Annotated in this window: 31 protein-coding genes and 1 tRNA gene; 20 read left to right on the forward strand and 12 right to left on the reverse strand. The window is 58.4% G+C overall.

Features of this window, described 5'->3' with window-relative positions; translation table 11 throughout:
- The first annotated feature begins 59 nt into the window (after positions 1-59).
- On the forward strand, positions 60-356 hold the full coding sequence (locus RIB87_RS04210; protein WP_350143831.1) for a sulfurtransferase TusA family protein: 297 nt from the start codon (positions 60-62) through the stop codon (positions 354-356).
- Here the strand turns inward: RIB87_RS04210 and RIB87_RS04215 are convergent.
- Positions 353-967 (reverse strand): GNAT family N-acetyltransferase, encoded by a 615-nt coding sequence (locus RIB87_RS04215; protein ID WP_350143833.1) that lies wholly within the window; start codon positions 965-967, stop codon positions 353-355. The two genes, RIB87_RS04210 and RIB87_RS04215, sit on opposite strands and share 4 nt — an antisense overlap.
- 143 nt (positions 968-1,110) lie before the next feature.
- Here RIB87_RS04215 and RIB87_RS04220 point away from each other — a divergent pair, with 143 nt between their 5' ends.
- Positions 1,111-1,809, forward strand: a complete 699-nt coding sequence (locus RIB87_RS04220) for a TetR/AcrR family transcriptional regulator (protein WP_350143835.1) — start codon at positions 1,111-1,113, stop codon at positions 1,807-1,809.
- A gap of 12 nt (positions 1,810-1,821) precedes the next feature.
- Here RIB87_RS04220 and RIB87_RS04225 read toward each other — a convergent pair whose 3' ends face one another.
- The gene (locus RIB87_RS04225) at positions 1,822-2,235 is read right to left on the reverse strand and encodes a hypothetical protein (protein WP_350143837.1); all 414 of its coding nucleotides are present in this window, start codon (positions 2,233-2,235) and stop codon (positions 1,822-1,824) included.
- A 181-nt stretch (positions 2,236-2,416) separates the two neighbouring features.
- Between RIB87_RS04225 and RIB87_RS04230 the strand changes: the two genes are divergently transcribed.
- Positions 2,417-3,091, forward strand: a complete 675-nt coding sequence (locus RIB87_RS04230) for a fused DSP-PTPase phosphatase/NAD kinase-like protein (protein ID WP_350143839.1) — start codon at positions 2,417-2,419, stop codon at positions 3,089-3,091.
- Positions 3,092-3,099: 8 nt separating this feature from the next.
- Here the strand turns inward: RIB87_RS04230 and RIB87_RS04235 are convergent, their stop codons facing one another.
- Complete coding sequence (locus RIB87_RS04235) at positions 3,100-4,947, reverse strand: ABC transporter ATP-binding protein (protein WP_350143841.1); 1,848 nt, start codon at positions 4,945-4,947, stop codon at positions 3,100-3,102.
- A 195-nt stretch (positions 4,948-5,142) separates the two neighbouring features.
- Positions 5,143-5,229, reverse strand: a tRNA-Leu gene (locus RIB87_RS04240).
- Positions 5,230-5,384: 155 nt separating this feature from the next.
- Between RIB87_RS04240 and RIB87_RS04245 the strand changes: the two genes are divergently transcribed.
- Genes RIB87_RS04245 through RIB87_RS04255 form a run of 3 tightly spaced genes read left to right on the forward strand, consistent with a single transcriptional unit; the run spans position 5,385 to position 7,124 of the window.
- Positions 5,385-6,017, forward strand: a complete 633-nt coding sequence (locus RIB87_RS04245) for an exopolysaccharide biosynthesis protein (protein ID WP_350143843.1) — start codon at positions 5,385-5,387, stop codon at positions 6,015-6,017.
- A 4-nt stretch (positions 6,018-6,021) separates the two neighbouring features.
- A complete protein-coding gene (locus RIB87_RS04250; RefSeq protein ID WP_350143845.1) occupies positions 6,022-6,546 on the forward strand; it encodes a disulfide bond formation protein B in 525 nt (174 codons plus the stop codon).
- A gap of 17 nt (positions 6,547-6,563) precedes the next feature.
- Positions 6,564-7,124 (forward strand): demethoxyubiquinone hydroxylase family protein, encoded by a 561-nt coding sequence (locus RIB87_RS04255; protein WP_350143847.1) that lies wholly within the window; start codon positions 6,564-6,566, stop codon positions 7,122-7,124.
- Positions 7,125-7,147: 23 nt separating this feature from the next.
- Here RIB87_RS04255 and RIB87_RS04260 read toward each other — a convergent pair whose 3' ends face one another.
- The 3 genes from RIB87_RS04260 to RIB87_RS04270 all read right to left on the reverse strand — a co-directional run bounded on the left by RIB87_RS04260 (position 7,148) and on the right by RIB87_RS04270 (position 9,155).
- On the reverse strand, positions 7,148-7,717 hold the full coding sequence (locus RIB87_RS04260) for an HNH endonuclease (protein ID WP_502943204.1): 570 nt from the start codon (positions 7,715-7,717) through the stop codon (positions 7,148-7,150).
- Positions 7,718-7,834: 117 nt separating this feature from the next.
- The gene (locus tag RIB87_RS04265; RefSeq protein ID WP_350143849.1) at positions 7,835-8,506 is read right to left on the reverse strand and encodes an alpha/beta hydrolase; all 672 of its coding nucleotides are present in this window, start codon (positions 8,504-8,506) and stop codon (positions 7,835-7,837) included.
- A gap of 22 nt (positions 8,507-8,528) precedes the next feature.
- A complete protein-coding gene (locus RIB87_RS04270) occupies positions 8,529-9,155 on the reverse strand; it encodes a DNA-3-methyladenine glycosylase family protein (protein WP_350143851.1) in 627 nt (208 codons plus the stop codon).
- Between the two features lie 18 nt (positions 9,156-9,173).
- Between RIB87_RS04270 and gluQRS the strand changes: the two genes are divergently transcribed.
- Positions 9,174-10,040, forward strand: coding sequence for a tRNA glutamyl-Q(34) synthetase GluQRS (gluQRS, locus tag RIB87_RS04275; RefSeq protein ID WP_350143853.1), 867 nt, complete (start codon positions 9,174-9,176; stop codon positions 10,038-10,040).
- 50 nt (positions 10,041-10,090) lie between these two features.
- Here gluQRS and RIB87_RS04280 read toward each other — a convergent pair whose 3' ends face one another.
- The 4 genes from RIB87_RS04280 to RIB87_RS04295 all read right to left on the reverse strand — a co-directional run bounded on the left by RIB87_RS04280 (position 10,091) and on the right by RIB87_RS04295 (position 13,960).
- Positions 10,091-11,053, reverse strand: coding sequence for an AEC family transporter (locus tag RIB87_RS04280; protein WP_350143855.1), 963 nt, complete (start codon positions 11,051-11,053; stop codon positions 10,091-10,093).
- 35 nt (positions 11,054-11,088) lie between these two features.
- The gene (locus tag RIB87_RS04285; RefSeq protein ID WP_350143857.1) at positions 11,089-11,484 is read right to left on the reverse strand and encodes a hypothetical protein; all 396 of its coding nucleotides are present in this window, start codon (positions 11,482-11,484) and stop codon (positions 11,089-11,091) included.
- A 245-nt stretch (positions 11,485-11,729) separates the two neighbouring features.
- Positions 11,730-12,464, reverse strand: a complete 735-nt coding sequence (locus RIB87_RS04290; protein WP_350143859.1) for a hypothetical protein — start codon at positions 12,462-12,464, stop codon at positions 11,730-11,732.
- Positions 12,465-12,529: 65 nt separating this feature from the next.
- The gene (locus RIB87_RS04295; RefSeq protein ID WP_350143861.1) at positions 12,530-13,960 is read right to left on the reverse strand and encodes a hypothetical protein; all 1,431 of its coding nucleotides are present in this window, start codon (positions 13,958-13,960) and stop codon (positions 12,530-12,532) included.
- Positions 13,961-14,356: 396 nt separating this feature from the next.
- On the opposite strand from RIB87_RS04295, the gene RIB87_RS04300 reads away from it, so the two are divergent.
- From RIB87_RS04300 to RIB87_RS04345, 10 genes are all read left to right on the forward strand, one after another.
- Positions 14,357-16,015, forward strand: coding sequence for an acyl-CoA dehydrogenase family protein (locus tag RIB87_RS04300; protein WP_350143863.1), 1,659 nt, complete (start codon positions 14,357-14,359; stop codon positions 16,013-16,015).
- Between the two features lie 161 nt (positions 16,016-16,176).
- On the forward strand, positions 16,177-17,202 hold the full coding sequence (locus RIB87_RS04305) for an alpha/beta hydrolase (RefSeq protein WP_350143865.1): 1,026 nt from the start codon (positions 16,177-16,179) through the stop codon (positions 17,200-17,202).
- Between the two features lie 17 nt (positions 17,203-17,219).
- Positions 17,220-17,423 (forward strand): twin transmembrane helix small protein, encoded by a 204-nt coding sequence (locus RIB87_RS04310; RefSeq protein ID WP_350143867.1) that lies wholly within the window; start codon positions 17,220-17,222, stop codon positions 17,421-17,423.
- A gap of 87 nt (positions 17,424-17,510) precedes the next feature.
- Entirely contained in the window at positions 17,511-18,023 is a 513-nt protein-coding gene (locus tag RIB87_RS04315; protein WP_350143869.1) for a hypothetical protein, read from the forward strand.
- A 129-nt stretch (positions 18,024-18,152) separates the two neighbouring features.
- Positions 18,153-19,052: a haloalkane dehalogenase gene (locus RIB87_RS04320; protein WP_350143871.1), complete on the forward strand. Its 900-nt coding sequence runs from the start codon at positions 18,153-18,155 to the stop codon at positions 19,050-19,052.
- A 55-nt stretch (positions 19,053-19,107) separates the two neighbouring features.
- The gene (locus RIB87_RS04325) at positions 19,108-19,803 is read left to right on the forward strand and encodes a rhomboid family intramembrane serine protease (protein WP_350143873.1); all 696 of its coding nucleotides are present in this window, start codon (positions 19,108-19,110) and stop codon (positions 19,801-19,803) included.
- Positions 19,804-19,992: 189 nt separating this feature from the next.
- Entirely contained in the window at positions 19,993-20,742 is a 750-nt protein-coding gene (locus RIB87_RS04330) for an electron transfer flavoprotein subunit beta/FixA family protein (protein WP_350143875.1), read from the forward strand.
- Positions 20,742-21,683, forward strand: a complete 942-nt coding sequence (locus RIB87_RS04335) for an electron transfer flavoprotein subunit alpha/FixB family protein (RefSeq protein ID WP_350143877.1) — start codon at positions 20,742-20,744, stop codon at positions 21,681-21,683. Before RIB87_RS04330 ends, RIB87_RS04335 begins: the two co-directional genes overlap by 1 nt.
- An 83-nt stretch (positions 21,684-21,766) precedes the next feature.
- Positions 21,767-22,642, forward strand: a complete 876-nt coding sequence (locus RIB87_RS04340) for a 3-hydroxybutyryl-CoA dehydrogenase (RefSeq protein ID WP_350143879.1) — start codon at positions 21,767-21,769, stop codon at positions 22,640-22,642.
- Positions 22,643-22,784: 142 nt separating this feature from the next.
- Complete coding sequence (locus RIB87_RS04345) at positions 22,785-23,303, forward strand: PAS domain-containing protein (RefSeq protein ID WP_350143881.1); 519 nt, start codon at positions 22,785-22,787, stop codon at positions 23,301-23,303.
- A 3-nt stretch (positions 23,304-23,306) separates the two neighbouring features.
- Here RIB87_RS04345 and RIB87_RS04350 read toward each other — a convergent pair whose 3' ends face one another.
- Complete coding sequence (locus RIB87_RS04350) at positions 23,307-23,975, reverse strand: TlpA disulfide reductase family protein (protein ID WP_350143883.1); 669 nt, start codon at positions 23,973-23,975, stop codon at positions 23,307-23,309.
- Positions 23,976-24,020: 45 nt separating this feature from the next.
- On the opposite strand from RIB87_RS04350, the gene argH reads away from it, so the two are divergent.
- From argH to lysA, 3 genes are read left to right on the forward strand one after another with little or no spacing between them, the layout of a single operon-like run.
- Positions 24,021-25,412, forward strand: coding sequence for an argininosuccinate lyase (gene argH, locus RIB87_RS04355; protein WP_350143885.1), 1,392 nt, complete (start codon positions 24,021-24,023; stop codon positions 25,410-25,412).
- Positions 25,409-25,606, forward strand: coding sequence for a hypothetical protein (locus RIB87_RS04360; RefSeq protein WP_350143887.1), 198 nt, complete (start codon positions 25,409-25,411; stop codon positions 25,604-25,606). The genes argH and RIB87_RS04360 overlap by 4 nt, the downstream gene beginning before the upstream one ends.
- A gap of 12 nt (positions 25,607-25,618) precedes the next feature.
- Complete coding sequence (gene lysA / locus RIB87_RS04365; RefSeq protein WP_350143889.1) at positions 25,619-26,902, forward strand: diaminopimelate decarboxylase; 1,284 nt, start codon at positions 25,619-25,621, stop codon at positions 26,900-26,902.
- Positions 26,903-26,923 lie beyond the last annotated feature (21 nt).

Raw genomic sequence — 26,923 nt, forward strand, 5'->3', positions numbered from 1 at the left:
TGCGGGTATAAAAGGTTCACAGAAACGCGGTCAAGCAGAACCGGACATCTATACAGCACATGGCAGGCGGAAAAGACGTAGAGACTGTAAGGGTTTATGCCGGAGCAGGCACACCGGACGGGCCCCCGACGGCGTCTCTGCGCGTGGATGCGATTGGCCTGCAGTGCCCATTACCTGTTCTGAAGTTGCAAAAGGCTCTACGCACTCTGGGACCGGGCAAAACCGTACGGCTGGATGCAACGGACCCGGCCTCACGCATTGATGTACCCCATTTTTGCAACGAGAGCGGACATGATCTGCAGCAGCAAACAGAGGCGGATGGCGTTCTCAGCTATTGGGTGACCGCGTCTGCCTAGCCGCGTGTACGCCATTCATCAGCCAGCACAGCGTACATCATGACGTTGTGCCACGCGCCGTCCAGACGTTCTGCCCGCAGCAAAGTACCTTCATGCCGCATTCCAAGCCGTTCCAGCACACGGCGTGACGCCTTGTTGCTCTCCATGCAACGCGCCCAAAGCCGGTTGAGCGGCCATTGCGCAAAAGCGGCAGTTGCAACCATCTGCACAGCCTCGGAGGCAAAACCTCCTCCCCAATAGTCGGAATGCAGGACGTACCCGATCTCTGCATTGCCGAGCCGTAAGTCATCGAGATGCAGGGAAATGCCACCGATTGCCTTACCGCCGGGCAACGCCAGCGCCAGGTCATAGCGCACCCGCGGCGCAACTTCCTGCTGGGCGATGAACTCTGCCAGCGTCGCGCGGGATTGCTCCACCGTGTTGGGGCCCCACAGCAAGTACCGTGTCACTTCGCGCCGCTCAGCATACGCATGTAACGCACCAAGATCACCGGATACAAAATCGCGGATCACCAGCCGCCGGCTGCGCAGGGGCAGCAGCAAAGGCGCATATGAATGTGAAGCCTTTTCATCGCCAAAAGGTTGTGCGGCGATGTGTGTGAGTATGGTCACGCGTGCGATCCCCCGAGCAAACTGGGGTCAAGCTACTCGCCCTGCCCCCGCTTGCCAATGATGCCCCGCCACGGGCATAACCGTTCGACCATACCCGTACCGACGCCCTTACCGATGCCCGTACCGATGGAAACAGCCGCGCGATGACTGGCCCGACAAAAGCAAAGAAGCCTGAGTTGCCGATCGCGCACCAGTCCCCGCGCCGACGGGTACGGCGCACGGGCGAGGAGGCTCGGCGGCTGATACTGGACGCTGCAGAAAAGCGCCTTGCTACCATCGGCCCGGAAGGCATCCGCCTGCAGGATATTGCCAAGGATGTGGGAATTTCCCATCCGGCCATTTTGCACCACTTTCAAAGCCGCGAGGGGCTTGTGGCAGCTCTTGTTGATCGCACCATGCGGCACCTGCGCGAAGCGCTCATGAACGTTATCGCCAACGGGCAAAGCGGCAACCTTGATACGGGTGCGATGCTCGACGCTGTATTCTCCACGCTTTCAGACAGAGGCCACGCCCGTCTATTGGCATGGCTAACGCTCACGGGCCGCATTACACAAACACCCACCGAGGCCACCAACGGTGACAGCAGCGGCCGGGAAATGCTCAGTGAGCTGACAGATCTGGTGCATGACATTGCAGCACGACACGCCATCGAGAACGGCTACCCCGTACCGGACAAGGATGATACCCGTTTCTTCATTCTGCTCGCTGCAATGTCGGCCTTCGGCGAAGCAATTGTCGGCAAGCAGATGTACCGGGCGGCAGGCCTGGGCAACGACCCACTCGCTGCGCAGACCTTCCGCGACCGGCTAAAGGCGCTGCTGGACCCACGTGTCAAAAAGTAAGACCCGGCCCCGTCAGCCCCGGCGGGCATCCAGCGATAGCGTGTCGTCATCACGGAATGCCACCATCACCAGCGTGCCGAAAAATACGATGAGCGACGGGAAAAATAGGATCTGCACATTTTCCTGGCCAAACATCAGGCCCAGCGGGTCCACAATTGACGGCCATACGGCAAAGGCACCAAGCCCCAGAACCACTGCCATCACCGGATAGGCAATGCGGCTGAACAAGCCAACAATAACCAGCGCTCCAAGCAATGCCTGCGCGATGCCAAGTACCATCTGTATCGTGGCGTTGCTCATCAGCCCGCCATAGTAAGTGTCTGAAATGCCGATCGAGACTTCCGGCGCTGCGATTTTGACGACTGCCCAAATGACGATCAGCAGCCCGAGCCCGACCCTCAGCAGCAGCAAACTAAGTGGTTTCATGATGTTTCCCCTTATTGAGGCCGGTTGGTCCGGCCGTGTGGGGACCAAGTGTGCCGTCAACGGACGCAAAGGCAAATCACGGTTTTGCACATGATCGCCTGCGTCTTCCAATCTGACTTGCGATCCCTATGATGCCGCAACACGAGACATCGTTTTCAAAGAGCACCAGTCAAAGTATCCCATGGCCATAGACCGCACTCAGGACAACACGTCATCGTTCATGAAACGGCTACGAACCTATTTGGACATGATCTTTGTCGATCACGGCATCTTCCGCTTGCTGATTGCCCAACCCTCCCCCATCACAACGCGCGCCTGGCGTTCAGGTCAGCCATGGCCAAAGCATGTGAAACTTGCCAGAGAGCGTGGCATCAAGACCATTTTGAACCTGCGCGGGGCCCGCAATTGCGGCTCCTACGTGCTGGAACGTGAAGCATGTGAGAAATACGGTATTGCGCTGATCGATATGCCTCTTGAAAGCCGTGGCGCCCCGCAGATCGACCGGCTCAATCGCGCACGGGAAATATTCACCACCATTGAGTATCCCATCCTAATGCACTGCAAGTCAGGCGCGGATCGTGCGGGCATAGGCTCTGCACTTTACATGATGCTGAAGGAAGGCCGTCGGGTTGAAGAAGCAAAAAAACAGCTTTCCCTGCGTTACGGCCATGTACGGCAGGCCAAAACAGGTGTGCTGGATGCTTTCCTGGAAGAGTATGAGGCGCGCAACGCCCGCCAACCGATCGATTTCATGACATGGGTGAACACGGAATATGACCGTGACGCGCTCAATGCCAGGTTCCAGAACATGAAAGCCGGCGACGTGCTGGTCGATTTCATCCTGCGCCGCGAGTAGCCCGCTGTCTATTGGGCAGCCTCATCGGCAGATGTTTCCTCGGCAAAATACTGCATCCGGCACAGCCGGGCATATAGCCCGTCGGCGGCAACAAGTTCGTCGTGGGTGCCGGTTTCCACAACCCGGCCAGCTTCCATTACGCATATTTTGTCAGCCTGCCGGACTGTGGCAAGCCGGTGTGCAATCACAATCGTTGTGCGCCCCTTGCGCAACGTTTCAAGCGCATCCTGAACCTTGCGTTCGCTCTCGGCATCCAGCGCGCTGGTGGCTTCATCAAGCAGCAAAATCGGCGCGTCGCGCAACACAGCCCGTGCCAGCGCAATCCGCTGACGCTGGCCCCCGGACAGCTTGAAACCGCGGTCACCGACAATGGTTTGATACCCCTCCGGCATGGCGGTGATAAAATCGTCGGCAGCCGCGACTTTGGCAGCAGCCCTTATTTCGTCCTCGGTTGCATCCAGCCGCCCAAACGCAATGTTGGCGCGCACAGTATCGTTGAACATCGTGACGTCCTGGCTGACGATGGCAATCTCCCGTCGCAAGCTCGCGAGGGTCACATAGGTGATGCGCTGACCGTCAATGGAAACACGTCCGTCGGTCGCATCATACAGGCGCGGAATGAGATTTATGACCGTCGTCTTGCCGGCACCTGACGGGCCAACCAGTGCCACGGTAGTGCCCGGCGCAACATCAAGTGAAAAATCCGTCAGAGCAGGTGCGCCTGCTTCGTATTCAAATCCAACATTTTCAAATGTGACGCGGCCCTCGCTTACGACCAGTGGCTTGGCATCGTCACGCTCAATGATGTCCGATTTTTCGTCCAGCAGATCAAATACCCGCTGGACCGCTGCCATGCTTTCCTGAAAAACCACGTGCAACGTTCCCAACGCGCGCGCTGAAGGTGCCATGATCGCAAGCGCTGCGATAAATCCTGTAAAGTCACCAACCGTGCCTGCGCCGTCAAAAATACGCCAGACACTGAACGACAGCACACCGGCAATCGCAATGCCGCCAAGGATTTCCATCGTCGGGTCGACGCGCGCACGCCCGCGCACCAGTTTCATGGTCCAGCCATACAGTCCCTCAAAAAAAGTGCCCGACCGCTTTCGCTCGTAGTCTTCAAGTGCATAGGTTTTGACCATTCTCGCGCCTGAAAGGCTTTCGTTCAACAGCGCGGTCATATCACCCAGGTAGGCCTGCGCGTCTGCCGAGACCTGACGCATCCTCCTGCCCAACACCGAGATTGGCACAGCGGCAAGAGGCAGAATTACCAGCACAACCAGCGCCAGCAACCAGTCCATATAGATCATGGCAGCGGCGACACCGATAATCGTGAGCACGTCGCGCACAGCATTCGTCAGTACACGCATCATGCCTTCGCGCACAATACTCACGTCATTTGTGAAGCGTGAAAGATACCTTCCTGTTGCTTCACGATTGAGCCGTGCAAGGTCTGCAGTCAGCAGCCGCTCGAACATGGCAATCTGCATTTGTTGTAGTGCCCGCAGCACCACCGAGCTTGTCACAACAGTCTGGAAGTAAAGGGCGAGCGACTTGATAACCACAACGCCGACAACAAGCATCGGTATGTAGAACACATCCGGGTTCCGCTCGTTCGCCATATCCAGTGTTTGCTGAATTAACAGGGGATAAACGCTTGTGGTGATTGCCACCAGCGCCATCAAAATGAGTGCCCCGAACACCTTGTGCTTTTGCGGTGCCATCCACAGGTGCCAGACCCGAAGGGCATGTTGCCGGTTGGTTGTATTTTGGGAGTATTCAGGCCGCCGTGCAGACGGATTAGCGGGAGCTGCCGCGCCAGCGGTATCCGCATCGACTGCAGGCTGTGACGACATGTCTGACTTCCGCGCTGGGGCCTGTTTGTCACTCACCACATCAATCTCCAACCGAAAACGGAAGCATTGAAAGCATCAATGCATCATAACCCGGATTGTGGCGGTGATGGGTTAAGCCACGCGCAGCCCGATTGCCGGAACACCCGATTGCCGGAACATAGCAGTCCCACAACCCATACCGGCCCGCATCCTTCGTGGTGCCCCTGGCCGGACTCGAACCAGCACGGAGTTACCCCCAACAGATTTTGAGTCTGTCGCGTCTACCAATTCCGCCACAGGGGCAAAACAGACCTTTTGGCCTGTCTTAAAGGCGCCACGAAAGGAGCGGCATCATAGGGGGGTGAGACGGCGCGTCAATCGGGCATTTCCGGTACGATGGAAGCCTGCGTCACTTGCGCCTCATCGACCTGTGAGGCTTGGACTGGTAGCCTGTTCCCATGAAAGAAGACACTACGGTTCCGCCCACTGAAAAACGCACTTCCGATCTGCTGGAGGATGCGATTAGGGGTTTTGACAGCGACACGGTGCCCCTTGGTGCCCTGATTGACCTGCTGGCCGAGCGCGCCTTTGGCATGGTGCTTTTGGTGCTCGCCCTGCCTTGTGCCATTCCGTTTCTCTATGGCGTGCCACAGGTCATGTCGTTGCCCATGGTGTTTGTCGCAGCCCAGCTTGCCGCCGGACGCCGGACGCTGTGGCTGCCTGAGAAACTGCGCCAGCGCACACTCAAGAAAGCCAGTCTGGTGGACATGATCACCCGCGCCAAACCGTGGCTGCGGCGTCTAGAACACATTAGCCGTCCGCGTCTGGGCACACTGATCCGTCGCCCCACCGAGCAGATCATCGGCTTTTTCTTTGTGCTGTTCTCGCTCACCATCATGGTGCCGCTTCCGCTGACAAATACACTGCCGGGCATTGCCATTGCCATAGCGTCCCTTGGCTTCATTGAGCGTGATGGCTTGCTGGTTCTGGCCGGGACCATTCTGGGTATCATCTGGACATTCGTGCTGCTGAGTGCGGCCGGGGGGCTGATAGCCATTCTCAGTGCAGCCATCAACGCGATGGGCCAGTAAGCTGGTGTCCGCTCTTTTCACGCTCATGCCCCCACGCCGCGCGCCGCTGTTTGTGCTGGTACTGGCAGTAGCCACCATCGGCGGTGCGTTGTTTTTTGAATATGTGCTTGGCTACATTCCCTGCGCCCTGTGCCTTGAGCAACGGTGGCCTTACTATGCAGCCATTCCGTTGGTCATTCTTGGCCTCATTGTATCGCGCGAAGCCAATCTTGGTCACTGGCCAACCTGGCTGATGACGGTTGTGGGTGTGATATTTCTTGTCAGCGCAGCGCTAGGTCTGCGGCACATGGGCGTCGAGTGGGGCTGGTGGGCAGGACCTTCGGGGTGCGGCGGGACCGGCGGCATGGCCGGCTCAATTGATGATCTGAACGCTGCCTTGGCGGGAGCAAAAATCGTGCCCTGCGACAAACCCGCATGGACCTTTCTTGGCCTGTCCCTCGCAGGATACAATTTTCTTGTTTCTCTGGTGTTGGCAGCGGCGAGTTTTGTGCCTGCCTACGCAACATGGAAAGAAAGGCATGAGGTGTGACGGCAGCCCCCAAGAAAATGAGCCCGGCTGATTTGGCCGGCAACAGCGTCATTGAGCGCCGTTTGCATGAGATGATCCGCGTCGATCATGCCGGCGAAGCAGGTGCCGTGCGCATTTACGAAGGCCAGCTTGCGGTGTTCCGCGCGGCCAAACCACGCGCAAAAATCGTCCGCGATCTTGAACACATGGCGGACGACGAAGCCGTGCATCTTGATGCATTCAACAAAGTTGTTGCACAGCGCGGTGTCCGCCCCACCGTCATGAATCCACTTTGGGGTGCTGCCGGATATGCCATGGGCGTTGCCACCGCGCTTATGGGCGAGAAAGCAGCCCATGCCTGTACCGCAGCAGTAGAAGAAGTGATCGATGAGCACTATCGCGCACAAGTGGCAGAACTTGGCCGCGAGCCCGACGAAGCAGAATTGCGCGACATGGTTGAAAGGTTCCGCGAGGAAGAAGTGGCCCACAAGGAAAAGGCGCTTGCGCAGGGCGCTGCAGACGCACCGGGGTACGCGCTGCTTTCAGGAGCCATTAAAGCTGCCTGCCGCCTCGCCATCCGCGTATCGGAAAAAGTCTAGCGTCGCAGCTCAGCCGACAGCGCTTACGGCTCCAGCTCACTATCCCAATACAAATAGTCCTGCCAGCTTTCGTGCAGATAATTCGGCGGAAACGCACGCCCATTGTGGTGCAGGTCATGCACTGTAGGACGATAGGGATAGGTGATCGGCATCATGCCTATTTCGGCGGGAAGCCGGTTGGCCTTTTTCAGATTGCACGGGCTGCAGGCCGCCACCACATTATCCCAGGTGGTAAGGCCGCCGCGCGACCGTGGCGTTACATGATCGAATGTAAGTTCGGCTTTCGTGCCGCAATACTGGCAACTGAAATGATCGCGCAAGAAGACATTGAAGCGCGTAAATGCCGGATAGAGCGCAGGCTTGACGTATGTTTTAAGCGACACAACGCTGGGAAGCTGCATCTCGAAAGACGGGCTGTGCACGGCGCGGTCGTAATGATCGAGAATGTTGACCCGGTCGAGGAACACTGCCTTGATCGTGTCCTGCCATGACCACACCGAAAGCGGGTAATAGCTCAACGGGCGATAGTCTGCGTTGAGGACGAGCGCCGGACAACTATCAGGGGATGCCTGTGAAACCTGCACTGTACTCACCCCCCGCTCTTCACCGTTAACCCACCGTCACCTTACAACATGTTGTATGACGCCTGTGTAACTCTACACAGCTTGGAGGGGCTGAAAACCCTTTTGTGCCGACCAAGTGCAGCAGCCTTATTGTGCAGCGTGCGCCGTCCCCGCCAGACAATCTGCAATAAATCGTCCGCCCAGCGCCAGACCTTCCGGGTCAATACCATGGCCCACACCCCGCGCTACATGCCAGCGCACGCCAAAACCAGCATCCGCCAATGCGCCTGCGGCCCCGTGCATGGCTGCGACCGGCACCATGTCATCCGCATCGCCATGCACCAGCATGACCGGCGGCTTTGAGGGTGCATCCACAGCCTTTTCCGGTGCCACCAGCGCGCCGGAATATCCAAGAATGCCCACAGGTCCCGGTACGCGGCGCGGCCCGACATGCAACGACATCATGGTTCCCTGACTGAATCCAACCAGCGCGAGTCGCGATCCATCCAGCCCGTGCGATGCAAGTTCTGCATCCAGAAATTCGTTCAGCAGCGGCGCAGCACTTTCCACCCCCCTGGTCATTTCGTCCGGATCCAGCCGGGTAATCGCAAACCACTGATATCCCATGGGGTTGCCGTCGCAGCGCTGCGGGCCGTTGGGCGCAACAAAGGCCGCTGTCGGCAACATATCCTGCCAGTGATTGCCCAGCGCGATCAGATCCTTGCCATCTGCGCCATACCCATGCACGAGCACCACCAGATATTCAGCCGGACCACCACTGGCAGGTGCAAGGCGGGGACCATCAAGTTTTTCAGACATCAGATTTCTTTCCTGGAGAAGATCAAACTGGCGGCACCGAATAGTAGGACCACAAAATACGGGCCGCCACCCCTCGATATGGCTGCCACCGCCGGGCGATTTTTGCAATACCCTCCGTATCCGGACGTTTGCGCTTTCGCATCAGTCTCTTAGCAGCTTCCTGCAACGCCAGATCACCGGCAGGGAAAACATCCGGGCGCCCCAGCCCGGACAACAGATAAATATCCGCGGTCCACGGCCCGATTCCCTTGACGGCAATCAGATGCTCGCGCGCTGTTTCATCGTCCATGCGTTTGAGTGCGGCAAAGTCCAGCGTGCCGTCGGCCACGGCCTGCGCAGACGCCCTCAGATAACGCTGCTTGGGGCCTGACAGGCCAAAACCGCGCAGCGTTTCATTACTCACCCCCAGCACCGCATCCGGCGTAACAACACCCAGCCCCGCCTCAAGCCGCCCCCAAATGGCACTGGCGCTCGCGACAGAGAGTTGCTGACCCATCAGTATCCGCGCCAGCGTATCAAAGCCCGACGGGCGGCGACGCAGCGGTGGCGGGCCGCCGCATATCTCAAGCGCGGTTGCCATATGCTCACACCGATCCGCCAGCGCATCGGCGGCACGCGCAATATCACGGTTGGTTTTGATTATGGCCATGGATGCTATTAGTGAACCATGAACGCGCAACTTGCCACCCGCTTTGCCCCCAGCCCAAACGGGCACCTGCATCTGGGCCACGCCTTTTCCGCGCTTACAGCCTGGACCTGGGCGCGCGCCAATGATGCACGCTTTGTCGTCCGCATCGAAGACACCGACCGCACCCGCAGCCGCCCGGAGTTTGAAGCATCACAGCTTGAAGATCTGGCATGGCTCGGCATGACATGGGAAACACCTGTCCGCCGCCAATCAGAGCATCTGGGTGATTATCAACAAGGTCTTGAGCGATTGCAGGGTCTCGGACTTGTCTATCCGTGCTTTTGCAGCCGCAAGGATATTGCCCAGGCCGCCATAGCACCCCATGGCCCGGACGGCACGCCTTATCCCGGCACCTGCCGCACTCTGTCAGCGGATGTGCGCGCAACCAGGATAGCGGCGGGCGACGCGCACGCGCTGCGTCTGGACCTCGCGCGCGGCCTTGACCTGGCACAGCGCCTCAAGGGCAATGCGTTGACTTTCGCGGAAGAAGGCAGCGGACCAGAAGGCGAAACCGGACGCCTGCCGGTAAACCCGGTACCCTTCGGTGACACGGTGATAGCACGCAAGGATGGCGTCATCGCCTATCAACTGGCCGTGGTCATGGACGATGCCCTGCAGGGCATTACCCACATCATTCGTGGTCAGGACCTGTTCTTCGCAACACATATACAGCGGGTGCTGCAAGTGGTGCTGGATTTGCCTGAACCGACCTACCATCACCACCGTCTGATCGCGGACGATACCGGCGAACGCCTCGCAAAGCGCCGCAACTCACAAACACTGCGTGACATGAGGATGCAGGGCATAACCCCAACCGATATTCGGCAGATGCTGGACCTGGAGTAAATGATGCACCCAACGCTCACTACACGCCCGGTCATGCAGCTGGGGCGGACCTAAAACGACATTGCCCAGGTGAGTACTGCTGACAGTGTAAGCAGCGACAACGCAGTGGTGAGCACCACAGCGCTAGACGCTGCCCCTGGCGCAGCGGCATAGCGGCTGGCCATAATGAACGTATAAACTCCGGACGGTACGGCAGCCATGACGGTCGCAACCTTGAGCCACATCACGGGCAACGCGAATACATAAGTGCCGAGCAAGAACACAATCAGCGGATGCAGACCCAGCTTGATGACCGCAATTTGGGACGCAGCCCCAATAGAGCGGCGGATTTCATAACGGGCCAGCGTTGCTCCCATAGCAAACAACGCACATGGAATACCTGCCTGCCCCAACTTCTCCAGCACACCATCCACCGGCACCGGAAGCGTCAGCCCCGTTTGCCCGAAAATGACACCGCACCCCAGCGCCCAGATAAGTGGGTTACGCGCCATGCCCTTGAGGCTGTCGAGCAGTATCAGCCGGGGTTTTGGTCGCGAACCCCCGTCATGGCGCTCAGCCGCATGCGCGGTTTCAAGCAAAAATGTGCAGATCGTGAAAACCGTGAGTCCGTGAAATGCCAAAATCAAAAACAACGGCACTGAGGCCTCTTCGCCAAATGCCGTCAGAATAATCGGGATACCGAGCATGACGGTGTTGGAGAAACCACCACCAAACCCGATGACGATCGCATCCTTCATGGGCCGGCGCAGCACATACACAGCAAACGCAGAACCGATGGCCCAGACAATCAGTATGCCTCCGTAATAACTGCCCCATAGCCCCCAGGGCAACACATCGGGCAGGTCTGTGTTGGCAAGCGCGCGGAACAAGAGCGCGGGGATGGCAAAGGTGAACACAAATGTATCCAGCCCCTGGGTCGCGCTGTGCGAAAACCACCCCATGCGTGCCGCCACATAGCCGACAACGACAACGCCGAACACAGGCAGGACGAGGGTATAGGCTACGTCCATCATTGGCGGGATCTCCAAAAGTGAGGTGGGAAGCAGCGTTACCCTGCTGCAAACGCACCAAAACTGCGCGCGAACTTGCGTGGCTGCTGTCTTACTTCTTCAAGCAGCACGGCATCAACGCCCAGTATGGAGCGCAGATTACCCGCTATGATGTCGGCAGCACCGACATCCGGCACATCCACTTCAGCCCAAACCGTAAGCCACGCAGGGTTTACCTCGCGGCGCACAGAAAATCGTCTTGGCACGATCCCGCGCTTTGAAAACGGTGAGATGATGCGCGGCACGGTTTCAGGTTCGCTGACAGCTCGAACGGTGAACGCAAAGACGCTCAGCCCACGGCAAGGCGTCGGTGCAGAGGCTGGCTGCAAGGGTTGAGCGGCACGCGACCAGGATGGGTCAGCAGACCGGCGGGCAAGAGAAAGAAAAGGAGACATGACCAAACTCAGATGACGAAATAGAAGAAGAACACACGACGGCATCGTCCCGGCTGAACATCACAGCCGGGCCGGAAAGTCGTACGCCTACGCACATAATAGGGGTGACCCCGTGTGTGCTTATGGCGGTTCTGGTCATTGATTTGGTCATAACGAGGCAGACATTAGTCTCGCTCGATTACCGGGCCAACACGCAATTATGCATGTCACCCATCTGCCGTCAGCAATGAATAGGGACCAGACTGCTACCAGTCGTAGAGACCGACAAAGTTTTGAAAGCCCGCGCCGTCCGCCCAACCGCTCCAGGTTGTGCGCAACCTCTCAGTCGCCTTGGGGCTGTTCAACCCCTGGCCAAGGCCAAGTATCTGCAGGTCCGCGCAGCCCTCAAAACGCTGGTGCTCGGGGGCGGGCAGTGTTGCGCTGGCATTTTTAAGGCGGGCATACTCGCTGTCCTCGACACCATCCGTAAGCAGAACAAATGTCACCGGCTGCTCTTTGCAGTCAACGACCTGTGACATGGTTTGCAGGAACGGCAGAATGTTTGTCTTGTTTTGCGCCACCAGCTTGCCGTCACGCACCAGCTTGGGCACGCCCGCGATCAGTGTGCTGAGACCGCGGGCAAAATCCGCAGGCTTTGCACGCGCCGACAACACCTGGTCTATCCGCAGTGTATTGGATGTTGCGTCGTATGAGCCGAAGCTGCGAACCATCACGCGACCGCGCAGTGGCATGGCTTCAACCATCGGTGCCACCCGATCTGCTACGCGGCGGGCATAATCGTCGTTGGTGACCATCGGGTTCGACTTTGAAAGATCGAGCCCGATGACAAGCACAGGGGCAGCAGCCCGCACGATTTCGCCCTCAACCGTGTTTGGCGCATCAGCGGCATCAGGTGCCGGTTCAGATGCCGCCAGCAACGCCGTGCTCGAAACACCAGCACTCAGGATCAGGGCAGTAAGAAGGGTAAGGCTGCGGCGCATGATGCATCGCTCCCGTAATTGGAGTTTCAAACCATAGTCAGATGAACCGTTTAACGGGTCGCGTACTAAGCAAGAGTGCTCGGTATCGCTGAATACTCATTGCGTCGGGTCAGCAGCGGCGCGTCAAACTGCGCATCACGTGCAAGGGCAGACTGACTGCGGCTGGACCACCAGGTATCAAAAATCTCTTCATATGCCTCTACCGACATGCTCTGCGCATTGCGCTCAATGCGCGACCGCAAATCATCATCGTCGCTTGTGTCCTGTGAGACAGGCTGCATGGCACCGCCGCGGCTGAAAAAACCACCGCGTGACGGTGATGCGCCGCGAAGCCGCTTGCCAAGGCCGGCACGCGCTTCTTCCATGCCATCAAGATGTGCCTGCACCTCGCGCATCAGCCCTGCCCACAAAATGGCACGCCGCGCCTGCGGCTGTTCAAGCTGCTCAATCTCGCGCGAGAGCTGCACATACTCGTGCTCGCGGCGCGTCAGAGAATCTGCTTCCGCTGCACGAGAGCGGTATTCGCCCACAGCAACCATATGTTTGAAACCCTCAACAGCGCCATGCAACGCAATGGCCGCAACGCCGGTGACCACCAGGAAAATGACACCAAGCGAGCCAAGCCATGTCACCGCGTGCAAATCACGCGACATCGCTTCATCGGCAATGCCGGGGGCTGCAGCGACGCTGTTGACAGCCTCCTGCGCGCCAAGACCCAAGCCTGCCAGCGCATCATCAAGCGATGTCGTTCCGCCAAATGCATCTGCAGAACCTGCGGGCAATGACATGGTAGCCAAAAGAAAACCAAGCCCGCCGAGCATCAGCACGGCCAGCACAAATACAATCCGGGTAAAGAGCTTTTGCCCCGCCGAGCCAAGCGACGAATACACCAGATGCGCGGCTATTGCGGCAAACAGCACCTGCAGGGACTTGAAGCCAACAGAGTCAGCCAGCGTGCCTGGCAGCTCCAGAAACTCGTTCGCCAGTGCCCGCGTCCAGAACTCAGACACAATCGTGTAATCGACAAACAGCGCACCGGCAAAAACCAGAAGCCCTGCCAGAATAGCCATCATGTGCAGCGGCATCTGCCGTGCATTTTGTGCGCTGGCTTGGAGATAGTGGTCTATGCGTGTGCGCACTGACTGCGGCACAAGGCCGGACTGGACGTCCACGGTCTCGCCTTCATTATCAAGCGTCTTGGCTTTGCCACCGAAAAATCCGCGTGTCCGCTCCTCGGAATACTCCTGCGCTCCGGCAAAAGGCGGCTGCGACAGGCGGCGTGCCGCACTTTCAATCTGCGGCTTGAGGGCTTCAACCCGCGAACTGTCATTGATGAAACGTTGCGACAGTTGCTGGTCCAGTTCTGACAGCCGCGACACAATGTGCAACTTCGACAGGGCTTCGCCATTGCGCCCGCAATTACGGGCAGACATGCTGCCTTCGCCTGGTGCCAGCGCCGCCGGGTCAAATGACCGTGCGTCAAATCCTGCGCTCATAATCCAAACCCTCTAATCCAATTAGGACCAACACCCTGACCACATGGCCATGAATGGAAGCTGAATGAGTTAACAGACATTAAGCCGTATTAACCACGTTTCAGCCTTTGGGGACTGGAATAACAATGCCAAAAAGCCCCCGAAATCAGCCATTTCTTGCCGGAAGTCGAAAAAAGTCACGGCACGTAACACATATATTGCACTGCATATAAGCGGCGAAATAAGGCCAAGACATGACGAATGTTAAGGATACGCGACAGCACCTAAAACGGGCAGATAGGGATCGCTCTGTACACCGGGATTGGCCGCTCCATGTTATGGTTGGGCGCACCTGTCGCGATTAAGCTGGGCATACAGTAGGGTCCGCCAATCACATACTGATCGGATACACACCTCATGAGCCTTGCCGAGCAGCACGCCTCCCCATCTGATTCCCATGTCGAGCGCGCCCGCGCGGCCGCAGATGCTGCGAGCCAATATCTTGAAGCTGTAAAGACAGCCGTGCGCAACCGCATTGTGTCGGGCACGCCTGAAAGTCTGGAACGCGAGCAGATGGCGGTCCACGGTCTCGCCTGGACAGCAACCTACGTCGAAACCCTGCGCCAGCTTGCGGCCTATCTTGAGCGCCTGTCCGGCAAGGGTCGCCTCGGCGACATGGAACGCGCACTGGCCGGGTTGGCCATCGGTGAATACATCAATGAGTTGGTTGGCGGCCTGCCCATGAGCCAAGGCGAAATACTTCGCCCCCATGACATGGGCATACCAGATGACGTGGTGGCTGCTCTTAAAGACAACGCTGTCTCGCTGTTCGCCCAGGAAAGCAGTGCTGAGGCCCGCGTCGCCCTGGCCCGCATGATTGAAGCTGACAGCGGCGGGATTTATGGCGACCCTGGCCTCGACGAAACGCTCGATCTGGTCCGCAGCCAGTTCCGCCGGTTCTCCGATGAACAGGTGGCACCGCACGCCCATGGCTGGCACCTGCGCGATGAACTCATCCCGCTTGATGTCATCAAGTCCATGAGCGAACTGGGTGTGTTTGGCCTGACCATCCCGGAAAATGCCGGTGGGCTGGGCATGGGCAAAATCGCCATGTGTGTTGTGTCGGAAGAACTCAGCCGCGGCTACATCGGCGTCGGCTCACTGGGCACGCGCTCTGAAATTGCCGCTGAACTCATTTTGGCAGGCGGCACTGACGAACAAAAATCCCGCCTCTTGCCGCTGATTGCGTCGGGCGATGTTTTGCCTACAGCCGTTTTCACCGAACCCAACACGGGCTCCGACCTTGCAAGCCTGCGCACCCGCGCCGTCAAGACCGGTGACACATACACCATCACCGGCAGCAAGACGTGGATCACCCATGCAGCACGCGCCGACATGATGACGCTGCTCGCGCGCTCTAACCCGGACGCACCGGGCTACAAGGGCCTGTCGATGTTTCTGGTCGAAAAACCGCGCGGCACGGACGATGAGCCATTTCCGCTGGATGGCATGACCGGTGGCGAAATCGGCGTGCTCGGTTACCGCGGCATGAAGGAATATGAGATTGGCTTTGACGGCGTCGAAGTACCTGCGTCCGCACTTCTGGGCGGCGAAGAAGGCAACGGCTTCAAGCAACTGATGGCAACGTTTGAAAGCGCCCGCATTCAAACCGCGGCCCGCGCTGTCGGCGTTGCACAATCAGCGCTGGATCTGGGCCTCGCCTATGCGTGCGAACGCCAGCAATTTGGCAAAGCGCTTATCCGGTTTCCGCGCGTCGCTGCCAAACTCGCGATGATGGCAGCAGAAATCATGGCCGCCCGTCAGATCACATATTTTGCCGCCCGCGAAAAAGACCTGGGCCGCCGATGCGATCTTGAAGCGGGCATGGCCAAGCTACTTGCCGCACGCATTGCATGGTCTGCGGCTGATAACGCTCTGCAAATCCATGGTGGCAACGGTTTTGCCCTCGAATATCCCATCAGCCGCGTGCTGTGTGACGCCCGCATTCTGTCGATCTTTGAAGGCGCTGCGGAGATACAGGCGCAGGTCATCGCGCGACGGTTGTTGGAGAGTTAGGCGGCCAACACGGTTCCACGCCCCCGGTCCACTGTTATCCCGTTTCACCGTCATTTTGCGCATTTACCGTGCTCCCAAAGAGTGAATTGCCACGCAGCGCGCGGATTGGGATGATCGCAGATCGCATGCAAGCCCGACGCAGGAATGCAGGAAAGCTGTCAATGACCGGATCACGAAACCTCAAACGCATTGCCGTTGGCGCAGCCATTTTGGTTCCATTGGCGGTGCTGGTTGTCATTGCCGGCGTGCTGCCTCCCATGCTCACAGCTGCCGAACGAAACATGCCGACCGACACGCCTGCCGATTATGGTATTTCCTACGAAGATGTGGCCCTCACCACATCTGATGGCGTGGAAATCAGCGGCTGGTGGATGCCTGACGCCACCCCGCCGGGCACTGATACGTTCACAGGCCTGCCGATCGAGACGCAAGGCGTCATCATTTTTGTGCATGGTGCCAACAGCCACCGGGCGGACCCATACGCCAACGCCCCCGCGTTCTTCAAACTACTTACGCAAACACAGCATCACGTTCTGGCCATCGATATGCGCAATGCGGGCAAGTCAGGTGCAACCGACGGCCAACTCGACTGGGGCCGCGCCGAGGCGCGCGACGTGTTAGCTGCCGTTGACTACGTCGACACACGCGCACCTGGCGTGCCGATCATCGCGTTTGGGGTCTCCATGGGCGGAGCCGCAGTTATCAATGCCGCCCTTGAGGACAAGCGCATTCGTGCGCTGGTGCTGCTGGACCCGCTTCTTGATACCTACGACACAGTGGTGAACGGGGCGGTCGCAGCAGCAGACCTGCCCAAACCACTGGCGCACATGATCGCAACGTCAGCTGGCCTGTTTCATGGCGTGCCGACATTCAGCGATACGCCGTTGGACCGCGCAAAACCCTACGATCGCCCCACGCTTGTCATTCAGGATGAGAAAGACCCGGTGAACCGGCGGATTCACGCTGAGCGGCTGGCCGCCGCCAACCGCAACGTGGATTTATGGGTTGCCCCCCACCCCGGCGACGACCATCCGCATCTGGCTGACGCGGGCGGCTGGGGCACCCATGTGGCTGCGTTTCACCTGTATCCCGATGAAGTGACTGCCATTATGGGGGCCTTCCTCACCATGGTGCACGCGATTTGTCGCGCCGAAGATCTTGAAGCCGAGCTTGCCCAAAGCCCCTAGAAACCTAGAATTACGACATGGCATTTTTTGATTATCTCATCCCCCTCGCCCTCGCTGCCGTGGCCATTGTGCTCGGCGCAGGACTTATAAATATGTGGCGCGGCGGCGGCGAAGCAGCAGCTTCGCGCTCGCAAATGCTGATGCGCTGGCGCGTCATCCTCCAGTTTGTGGCAATTCTCATCATTATCGCCGCATTCTGGTTCCAGGGATTCAGGCCCTAGCCGAACCCCTTTCAAAACGGCCCCTCAATGCCGATATACTAAGCCCCAATCAATTTAGGGGTTTAGTGGGCCGTGAGGGATTTGACTGTGGAAACGCCGACTGACGAACCGGAGCAGGATAAACCTGACACTGGCAAGACCGAGCTAGTGCGCGACATCACCAGCAGCAGGCGGGAAGACCGCTGGGCGCTTGTCTGGGATGTGCTGATGTTTCAAATCAAGCTGGCGCTCGATGCCCTGCGCGACATTGTCTTGAGTCCCCTCTCACTTGGGGCGCTCTTGCTGGGGCTTCTCACCGGTGGCGATAAGCCATACCGCTATTTTGAACGCCTGCTGAGGTTTGGCCGTCAGAGCGAACGGGTCATCAACCTGTTTGGCACTGCGCGCGTGCCTTATGACCCCTACGAAGGCACCAACGACCGCATGGCAGTGGACACGTTGTTTGCCAATGTCGAAGAGCTGTTACGCCGCAACGTGGACAGCAACCAGACTGCCACCGCCGCCAAGTCAAAAGTCGACGACACAATCGACGAACTGGAAGCACGGCTGGACAAGCTGCGGGCGCAGGCAAAACAACGCTTCTCGCAATCCTCTTTATGACACGGGAGCAGCAGAACCGGTCCTAATATGAACCATCGAGGTTGCAAAACCCTGTGTGGTCTTTGCTGACACGCCGCCGCTAGACTTCATGCAGAAGCAATGAGACCGCCAAGCAACAGGGGAACCACCATGAGCAGCCTTTCCACAGCCGAGCACCCAAAGAAAACTGTTCAGGTCACCGTCGGCGGCAACGCCAAAACCATGGCCTATGTGGAAATGGGTGCAGGTGACCCAATCGTATTTCTGCACGGCAACCCCACATCATCTTATCTGTGGCGCAATATCATGCCGCACCTCAAAGACCTTGGGCGCTGCATCGCCCCTGATCTCATTGGCATGGGTGACAGCGAAAAGCTGGATAATCCGGGTCCGGACAGTTACCGCTTTGTCGAGCATCGTGAATACCTGGATGCAGCACTTGAAACGCTCGGCATCACAAAAAACGTGGTGCTGGTCATTCATGACTGGGGGTCGGCGCTGGGCTTTGACTGGGCCAACCGCCATCGCGATGCCATGAAGGGCATTGTCTATATGGAAGCCATTGTGAAACCGATGACCTGGGAAGAATGGCCGGATGCTGCGACCGATATTTTCAAAGGGTTCCGCAGTCCGGCAGGCGACGAGATGGTTTTGCAAAACAACGTGTTTGTCGAGGCCGTGCTGCCTGGTTCAGTCTTGCGCGGCCTGACTGACGAAGAAATGACCGTCTATCGCCGCCCGTTTGCAAATGCCGGCGAAGACCGCCGCCCTACTCTCACATGGCCCCGGCAGATACCGCTTGCCGGTGAGCCTGCCGATGTCGTCGGAATTGTCGAGGCCTATGGCAAATGGCTGAGCAGCACCGACCTGCCCAAACTCTTCATCAATGCAGAACCCGGCGCGATCCTCACGGGTACCGCCCGTGACTTTGCCCGCGCATGGCCAAACCAGACCGAAATCACCGTGCCGGGAAACCATTTCGTTCAGGAAGACAGCCCGCATGAAATAGGCGCCGCGGCGGCTGATTTCGTGAAGGGTTTGCGCGGCTGACATGCAGCGCTAGGCTACTGACAGGCCGACCCGGCCCGCAGGAGCGCAGTCGTCAATGTTCATCCCCATTCACGACGACAATCCCTTGAAGGTCATCTCGTTTCAGCGGGTGACCGTGGGGCTGATCGTCACCAATATTCTGGTGTTCCTGTGGCAAACATCGCTTGCACCCGGCGAGATCATTGCCGCCGACCAGGCCTTTGGCGTCGTGCCCGCTGCCCTGCTGGGCGGAATGCCGGACTTTGGCAATTTCCCTGAAGAGTTCGCTCTCGTGACCTACATGTTTCTGCACGCCGATGTATGGCATCTGGCGGGCAATATGCTGTTTTTATGGGTGTTGGGCGACAATGTGGAAGATGATCTGGGGCATCTGCGCTACCTGATTTTCTATCTGCTGTGCGGTATCGCCGCAGCGTTGTTGTTTGCCCTGCTGCGGTCTGAGTCAACCGTGCCGCTGATTGGGGCAAGCGGTGCCACGTCAGGGCTGGTGGCGGCCTATCTGCTGCTCCACCCGCGCGTCAAAATGTGGGCCGTTTTTGTCATGCGCATCCCGCTGTACATCCCCGCCTGGGGTGTTTTAGGGGGCTGGGTCGCATTTCAATTTGTGATGGTGGTTGCCGACCCCGGCAGTCCGACGGCGTGGTGGGGTCATATTGGCGGTTTTGCGGCAGGTCTTATATTGACGCCATTCCTCAAGCGCCGCGAAGTTCCGCTGTTCGGTGGGGCTTCCCGAAAGACCGACACAGCCTGACGTGGCGCGTTGACTCCCTATTTGTGGCCAAGTACGTTCCCGCACCGCAACAAGACTCGGTAACAATGCACCGGGTCGCTTGATTTTTTGACCGCGCGGCTGGCCTGAAACAGCCTAACGCGTGGCGCAAAAACCCAAGTTTTCACTCAAGTTTCGCAACTAAGTTTCGTAATGTCGGAGACTGCCTCCATGAAAGTGCTCGTGCCGATCAAGCGCGTGGTTGATTACAACGTGAAAATCCGTGTGAAAGCGGATGGGTCCGGTGTTGATCTGGCCAACGTGAAAATGTCGATGAACCCGTTCGACGAGATTGCCGTCGAAGAAGCCGTCCGTCTCAAAGAGGCTGACACTGCCGACGAGGTGATCGTCGTCTCCATCGGCCCGCAGCAGGCCCAGGAAACAATCCGCACTGCGCTGGCCATGGGTGCTGACCGCGGAATTCTTGTTAAAACCGACGACAAGGTTGAGCCGCTCAACGTCGCCAAAATCCTCAAGGGTGTGGTTGAGGCTGAAAGCCCCGAACTCGTCATCCTCGGCAAGCAGGCCATTGACGACGACGCCAACCAGACCGGCCAGATGCTTGCAGCATTGCTTGGCTGGTCGCAGGGCACGTTCGCAGCCAGCATCGAGAAGACCGACGGCAAGCTCAACGTGGTGCGCGAGATTGACGGTGGCACACAGACGGTCAGCATCACGCTGCCCGCCATTGTTACCGCCGACCTGCGCCTCAACGAGCCGCGTTATGCGTCCCTTCCCAACATCATGAAGGCGAAGAAGAAGCCGATTGATGAAAAGGCCCCCGGTGATTTTGGTGGCGACACTGCCGCCCGCCTGACGGTGCTCAAAGTAACCGAGCCACCGGAACGCGAAGCAGGCATCAAGGTTGAAACTGTTGCTGAACTCGTCAGCAAGCTGAAAAACGAAGAAGGGGTTATCTAATGGCAACTCTCCTCGTTGCAGAACACTCAAACGCCGCCCTAAATGACGCAACAGCCAAAGCCCTGACGGCGGCAGTTGCCATCGGCAGCGACGTGCACATTCTGGTCGCAGGTGAAAATTGCGGGCCAGCCGCCGAAGCCGCTGCAAAGCTCGACGGCGCTGCAAAAGTGCTGGTGGCAGACGATGCCATGTATGCCAAGCAGGTTGCTGAACCGATGGCAGCGCTCATCGTCGGCCTTGCAGGCGACTATGACGCCATCCTCGCGCCCGCAACCACCAACGGCAAAAACTACATGCCGCGCGTGGCGGCACTGCTGGATGTCGCACAGATTTCCGAAATCATTTCGGTGGATGGTCCCGACACGTTTTCGCGCCCCATCTACGCGGGTAACGCCATCGAGCATGTGCAGTCGGGGGACCCCAAAAAGGTCATCACGGTACGTACAGCATCGTTTGCAGCAGCTGGCGAAGGTGGCTCTGCTGCTGTCGAAAGCATTTCTGCGGGTGACAATCCGGGCGTGTCAGAGTTTGTGGGGGAAGAACTTACTAAGTCCGATCGTCCGGAGCTGACAGCAGCCAAAGTCATCATTTCGGGTGGCCGCGGGATGCAGAACGGTGAAAACTTCGCCATGCTCGACAAGATTGCTGACAAGCTGGGTGCAGCCGTTGGTGCTTCTCGCGCAGCTGTGGATGCGGGCTTTGTGCCCAACGATTATCAGGTCGGCCAGACAGGCAAGATCGTGGCACCTGAGCTTTACATCGCCGTTGGCATCTCCGGTGCCATTCAGCACCTTGCTGGCATGAAGGACTCAAAAATCATCGTTGCCATCAACAAAGACGAAGAAGCCCCTATTTTCCAGGTCGCGGATTATGGCCTGGTCGCGGACCTCTTCACCGCCGTGCCGGAGCTTGAAGAAGAACTCACCAAGGCAGGCCTCTAAATCCTACGAAACCCCGGCCCTTTGGTGCATACTACGCACTTGAAGAGGCCGGGGCCTCGCAGGTAACTCACGAGCGCATACACATGAAAATCGCAACAGTCGGTGTCGTCGGCGCAGGCCAGATGGGCAATGGCATTGCCCATGTGTGCGCCTTGTCAGGCCTTGATGTCATTTTGCACGATGTCAATGCTGAAGCCATCGAGCGCGGCCTTGCCACAATCAATGGCAATCTCGCCCGTCAGGTCGCCAAGGGTCATATTGCCGAGGAGGCCCGCGACGCCGCGCTCAAGCGCGTGCGCGCCTCAGGCGGCATAGAAGCGCTGAGCGCCTGCGATCTTGTGATTGAGAGCGCGACGGAGGACGAGCAGGTAAAACGCCAGATTTTCGCCGATGTCTGCCCCGTTCTGGCTGACAATGCAATTCTCGCTACCAACACCTCATCCATTTCCATCACCCGCCTTGCCGCCTCGACCGACCGCCCGGAGCGGTTCATGGGCATTCACTTCATGAACCCGGTGCCAGTGATGGAACTGGTCGAACTGGTGCGCGGTATTGCCACGGATGAAGAGACGTTTGCATCGTGTAAACACTTCGTCGATCACATCGGCAAGAAGGCTACAGTTGCGGAAGACTTTCCAGCCTTCATCGTTAACCGTATTTTGCTGCCGATGATCAACGAAGCGATCTACACGCTTTATGAAGGTGTAGGTAGCGTTGAAGCGATCGACACAGCGATGAAGCTGGGCGCCAACCATCCAATGGGCCCGCTTGAGCTGGCAGATTTCATTGGACTGGATACCTGCCTGTCCATCATGCAGGTCTTGTATGAGGGTCTTGCCGACAGCAAGTACCGCCCATGCCCACTGCTGGTGAAATATGTCGAAGCTGGCTGGCTAGGTCGCAAGACATCACGTGGCTTCTACGATTATCGCGGCGACGCACCCGTTCCCACGCGATAACAGCCACACGCGATCAGCCCGTTTGCAGTGCGCAGCGTCTCTGACGAACGCATCACCCGTCATGGTCGTCAAAATTGACCGTCTGGTACCGTTGTTGCGCCAGAACATGACAGATTATCATTTTCAGCATTCGTGAGTCCCCGTGAGCAGCACTTCCCCACTTATCCTCCCCGTTCCCGACAACAATTTCGAGTTTCTTGAAGAGCCCGTGCATGCAGGTGCGCGCAAACTCTGGATGTATTGGCTTGGCAAATGTGCCGGTCGCCCCATACCAGACCGCAGCGACATTAACCTCACCCAAATCGCGGACATTGCGCCACACATCGTGATTGTGGAACGCGCACCGGAAACAAACGATTTCCGTCTGCGCCTTGTTGGTTCGGCACTTGCTGAAATCACGGGCGAAGAACGCACGGGCCAACTGATTTCACAGATCGGCCTTTCAAATCGTAGCGCCGGGGGCAACGTGGCAGCGCGGTGGGATGCTGCTACAAGGCTCGCCTTTGATGAGGGCAAGCCTGTGTTTGCCTCCGCACTGGCGTCACGCGCAGGCAAGGAGCATCTGATTTATCATGGAGTGTCATTGCCCCTTACCAATGGCGGCACCCAGGTTGAGCAGATGATAGGTGGATTATTCACAACCTACCGCGTGACCGCATAACTTTCAGATTTCCGGGCCATTCTCGGATAAGACATCGCCACCCAGTGTTGCTGCGCGCACGAGATCCACTGCTTCGGGCGCATCCCAGTGCGCCGGACCAACAAGGCGACCCAGGCTCTTGCCGTCGGGCCCTATCAGCAGCGTCGTCGGCAACCCGAAAGCGCCCAATCTCGTCCCCATACGCCCTGTCGCGTCGTGGTAAAGCGCGAGATTCTCGATGCCAATTTCCTCAAGAAACGCGCGCGGCTTCTCGATCCCACCCCTGTCGAGGCTAAGCGCCAGCACCATAAAGTCATCGCTGCCCGCCTCACGCTGCAAAGCATCAAGCGCGGGCATTTCTTCGCGGCAGGGTGCACACCACGTAGCCCACAAGTTAAGCAAGACGGTACGCCCGGCAAAATCATCAAGCGTCAATGGATTGCCGTCGCCATCTGTGAATGCAATCGGCTCAAGCGCCAATGGCTCAGCCGCAGGCACAAAATTGGCGACGGCACCGATTGCATAGGGCTTGAGCGCCAAAGAGGACGCCCCGGCGGTCTCAGGCCCTGATGCTTCACCGCCCGATTTGCCACCTGTTGGCACCATGCCGTATAGAACCGCCGCAATGACTGCTGCGAGAACCAGCGCAATCAAGCGGAAGCGGTTTGTCACGGGCGATCTTGCGCGGGCCATGTGATCAGGTTTCCTTAAAAGTACGAACAACAGGCAAAACAGGCGATGGGCAGCAAGACAGGCAACGAAATGTGGGGCGGCCGGTTCGCAGACGGACCCGACGCCATCATGGAGGCGATAAACGTCTCCATCGACTTCGACCAGCGGCTGGCAATTCAGGACATTGCCGGGTCGAGGGCGCACGCGCAAATGTTGTCCGATTGCGCGGTTATCTCAAGGGATGATGCGTCAGAAATTCTACGCGGGCTTGATCTGGTTGAACAAGAGATCGTGAACGGTACATTTGTATTCCGCCGCGACCTTGAAGACATCCACATGAACATTGAAGCGCGCCTGCGTGACCTCATCGGCACGCCCGCAGGCAGGCTCCACACGGGCCGGTCGCGCAATGACCAGGTAGCAACTGATTTCAAGCTGCACATCCGCGAACGGCTGATGCAGTTTGATCAAGGCCTTGCAGAGCTGCAGCGGGCCCTTGTCAACCAGGCCAGCCAGAACGCCGACACCGTGATGCCGGGCTTCACGCACCTGCAATCCGCGCAACCCGTTACGTTCGGTCATCATTGTCTGGCATATGTGGAAATGTTCGCGCGTGACCGGGGCCGGTTTTGTGATGCGCACACGCGCGCCGGGCAATCCCCGCTGGGGTCCGCAGCCCTTGCGGGCACGTCGTTCCCCATCAACCGGGAGCAGACGGCAAAAGCGCTTGGTTTTACAGAACCGACCCGCAATTCGCTTGACGCAGTCGCGGACCGCGACTTCGTGCTCGAAGCCTTGTCGGGCGCCAGCATCTGCGCGGTGCATCTGTCGCGGCTGGCTGAGGAAATTGTCATCTGGACATCCGCCCAGTTCAACTTCGTGAAGCTGCCGGACAAGTTTTCAACCGGTTCATCCATCATGCCGCAAAAGCGCAACCCGGATGCAGCCGAACTCGTGCGCGCCAAATCGGGCCGCATCATCGGCGGACTCACAAGCCTGCTGGTGATGCTCAAAGGCCTGCCAATGGCCTATTCCAAGGACATGCAGGAAGACAAGGAACCCGCCTTTGACGCACTGGATGCACTTGACCTTGCGATCGCGGCAATGACCGGAATGATCCGTGATTTGACGGTCAACAAGCAGGCCATGCGCGACAGCGCGTCCAAAGGCTTTGCTACGGCGACAGACCTTGCGGACTGGCTGGTACGCGCGCTCAACATGCCATTTCGCGACGCGCACCATGTCACGGGCAGCCTTGTAGCTGCAGCCGAACGGAAAGGCTGCGACCTTGACGGCCTGACGCTGGATGAAATGCAGGCAGAAGAGCCGCGCATTACGGCAGATGTTTTTGACGTGCTGGGCCTCGACAATTCCGTCAAAAGCCGCACAAGCTTTGGCGGCACGTCGCCTGATAACGTGCGCGCACAGGTAAAATACTGGCAGGAGCAGCTTGCATGACACATCTGAGACAAGGCGCACACCTCGGCGTCACGGCAGCATTGCTGGTCCTGCTTGCAGCTTGCGGTGTGCGTGGAGCGCCCGTACCGCCCGACCGCGAGGTGCTGATTGAAACAGGTGACGGCAAGACCTCACCGTCGTCCGCCCAACACGATGACGACACCCGCTTCCCGCCCCCTGAAGCCGTCAATTAAACCGGACGCCCCATGCACCATTTCGCCTACAAAAACGGTGTGCTGCACGCCGAGGATGTGCCCCTGTCTGACATCGCAGGTCAGGTCGGTACGCCTTTCTACTGTTATTCAACCGCCACGCTGGAACGCCATTACCGGGTGTTCAGTGAGGCGTTTGCGCGGAGCAGCACCGCAACCCCGGTGCTGATCTGCTTTTCGGTGAAATCCAACTCAAACCTCGCTGTGGTTTCGACCCTGGCAAACATGGGCGCGGGCGCAGACGTTGTGTCGGAGGGCGAAATCCGCATCGCCCGCAAGGCCGGCATTCCGGCGGACAAAATCGTTTTTTCCGGGGTTGGCAAAAAGCCCGGTGAAATGGCCTATGCGTTGGATGAGGGTATCCTAATGTTCAACGTCGAAAGCGAGCCGGAACTGGAAGCGCTCAACGACGTTGCTGTGTCCAAAAACATGCGCGCGCCCATCTCTTTGCGTGTGAACCCGGACGTGGATGCCAACACCCATGTCAAAATCACAACCGGCAAGGCAGAAAACAAGTTCGGCATTGCGTGGGAGCGTGCCCATGCCGTTTATGCGCGCGCCGCTGAACTGCCGGGCATTGAGATTGTCGGCGTCGATGTTCATATCGGCAGCCAGATCACATCGCTTGAGCCATTCCGCACGGCGTTTGCAAAAGTGGCCGAGTTGGTGCGCGAGCTTCAGGCACAGGGGCACGCGGTTGCTAATGTGGATCTGGGTGGTGGCCTGGGCATTCCCTATATGCAGGGTAACGAACCACCGCCCCATCCCGAAGAATATGGCCGCATCGCCAGCGACGCGTTTGCTGACCTTGACGTGCGCCTGCTGTTTGAGCCGGGTCGCATCATTGCCGGCAATGCGGGCGTGCTGGTGAGTGAGGTCATCTATGTGAAGAACGGCGAAGCCAAGGATTTTGTCATTCTCGACGCTGGCATGAACGATCTGATCCGCCCAACGCTCTATGATGCCTGGCACGATATGCTGCCGTTGGTGGAAGCAACGCCTGATACCCCGCACCTGAGCGCTGATATTGTAGGGCCTGTGTGTGAGAGCGGCGACATTTTTGCAAGCAATCGTGACCTGCCGCTGCTTGCCGCGGGCGACAGGCTCGCTATCCTCTCTGCAGGAGCCTATGGCGCCGTTCAGGCCTCCACCTATAACGCCCGCCCGCTGGTGGCGGAGGTGATGGTCAACGGGGCCGATTGGGCTGTGGTCCGTGAGCGTCAAACTTATGACGCTTTGCTGGCCGACAACCGCATACCCGCCTGGCTGGGAGGCTAGCCCTCCACTCTGGCGCGGCCA

Origin of the sequence: Pyruvatibacter sp. (genome assembly GCF_040219635.1) — a bacterium.
Classification (GTDB): Bacteria; Pseudomonadota; Alphaproteobacteria; order CGMCC-115125; family CGMCC-115125; genus Pyruvatibacter.

Excerpts from the sequence above, each read along its gene's own strand:
- RIB87_RS04210 (WP_350143831.1), top strand. The coding sequence starts at position 60 with ATGGCAGGCGGAAAAGACGTAGAGACTGTAAGGGTTTATGCCGGAGCA.
- RIB87_RS04220 (WP_350143835.1), top strand. The coding sequence starts at position 1,111 with ATGACTGGCCCGACAAAAGCAAAGAAGCCTGAGTTGCCGATCGCGCAC.
- RIB87_RS04225 (WP_350143837.1), bottom strand. The coding sequence starts at position 2,235 with ATGAAACCACTTAGTTTGCTGCTGCTGAGGGTCGGGCTCGGGCTGCTG.
- RIB87_RS04230 (WP_350143839.1), top strand. The coding sequence starts at position 2,417 with ATGGCCATAGACCGCACTCAGGACAACACGTCATCGTTCATGAAACGG.
- RIB87_RS04235 (WP_350143841.1), bottom strand. The coding sequence starts at position 4,947 with ATGTCGTCACAGCCTGCAGTCGATGCGGATACCGCTGGCGCGGCAGCT.
- RIB87_RS04245 (WP_350143843.1), top strand. The coding sequence starts at position 5,385 with ATGAAAGAAGACACTACGGTTCCGCCCACTGAAAAACGCACTTCCGAT.
- RIB87_RS04255 (WP_350143847.1), top strand. The coding sequence starts at position 6,564 with ATGAGCCCGGCTGATTTGGCCGGCAACAGCGTCATTGAGCGCCGTTTG.
- RIB87_RS04265 (WP_350143849.1), bottom strand. The coding sequence starts at position 8,506 with ATGTCTGAAAAACTTGATGGTCCCCGCCTTGCACCTGCCAGTGGTGGT.
- RIB87_RS04270 (WP_350143851.1), bottom strand. The coding sequence starts at position 9,155 with ATGGCCATAATCAAAACCAACCGTGATATTGCGCGTGCCGCCGATGCG.
- gluQRS (WP_350143853.1), top strand. The coding sequence starts at position 9,174 with ATGAACGCGCAACTTGCCACCCGCTTTGCCCCCAGCCCAAACGGGCAC.
- RIB87_RS04280 (WP_350143855.1), bottom strand. The coding sequence starts at position 11,053 with ATGATGGACGTAGCCTATACCCTCGTCCTGCCTGTGTTCGGCGTTGTC.
- RIB87_RS04285 (WP_350143857.1), bottom strand. The coding sequence starts at position 11,484 with ATGTCTCCTTTTCTTTCTCTTGCCCGCCGGTCTGCTGACCCATCCTGG.
- RIB87_RS04290 (WP_350143859.1), bottom strand. The coding sequence starts at position 12,464 with ATGCGCCGCAGCCTTACCCTTCTTACTGCCCTGATCCTGAGTGCTGGT.
- RIB87_RS04295 (WP_350143861.1), bottom strand. The coding sequence starts at position 13,960 with ATGAGCGCAGGATTTGACGCACGGTCATTTGACCCGGCGGCGCTGGCA.
- RIB87_RS04300 (WP_350143863.1), top strand. The coding sequence starts at position 14,357 with ATGAGCCTTGCCGAGCAGCACGCCTCCCCATCTGATTCCCATGTCGAG.
- RIB87_RS04305 (WP_350143865.1), top strand. The coding sequence starts at position 16,177 with ATGACCGGATCACGAAACCTCAAACGCATTGCCGTTGGCGCAGCCATT.
- RIB87_RS04310 (WP_350143867.1), top strand. The coding sequence starts at position 17,220 with ATGGCATTTTTTGATTATCTCATCCCCCTCGCCCTCGCTGCCGTGGCC.
- RIB87_RS04320 (WP_350143871.1), top strand. The coding sequence starts at position 18,153 with ATGAGCAGCCTTTCCACAGCCGAGCACCCAAAGAAAACTGTTCAGGTC.
- RIB87_RS04325 (WP_350143873.1), top strand. The coding sequence starts at position 19,108 with ATGTTCATCCCCATTCACGACGACAATCCCTTGAAGGTCATCTCGTTT.
- RIB87_RS04330 (WP_350143875.1), top strand. The coding sequence starts at position 19,993 with ATGAAAGTGCTCGTGCCGATCAAGCGCGTGGTTGATTACAACGTGAAA.
- RIB87_RS04335 (WP_350143877.1), top strand. The coding sequence starts at position 20,742 with ATGGCAACTCTCCTCGTTGCAGAACACTCAAACGCCGCCCTAAATGAC.
- RIB87_RS04340 (WP_350143879.1), top strand. The coding sequence starts at position 21,767 with ATGAAAATCGCAACAGTCGGTGTCGTCGGCGCAGGCCAGATGGGCAAT.
- RIB87_RS04350 (WP_350143883.1), bottom strand. The coding sequence starts at position 23,975 with ATGGCCCGCGCAAGATCGCCCGTGACAAACCGCTTCCGCTTGATTGCG.
- argH (WP_350143885.1), top strand. The coding sequence starts at position 24,021 with ATGGGCAGCAAGACAGGCAACGAAATGTGGGGCGGCCGGTTCGCAGAC.
- RIB87_RS04360 (WP_350143887.1), top strand. The coding sequence starts at position 25,409 with ATGACACATCTGAGACAAGGCGCACACCTCGGCGTCACGGCAGCATTG.
- lysA (WP_350143889.1), top strand. The coding sequence starts at position 25,619 with ATGCACCATTTCGCCTACAAAAACGGTGTGCTGCACGCCGAGGATGTG.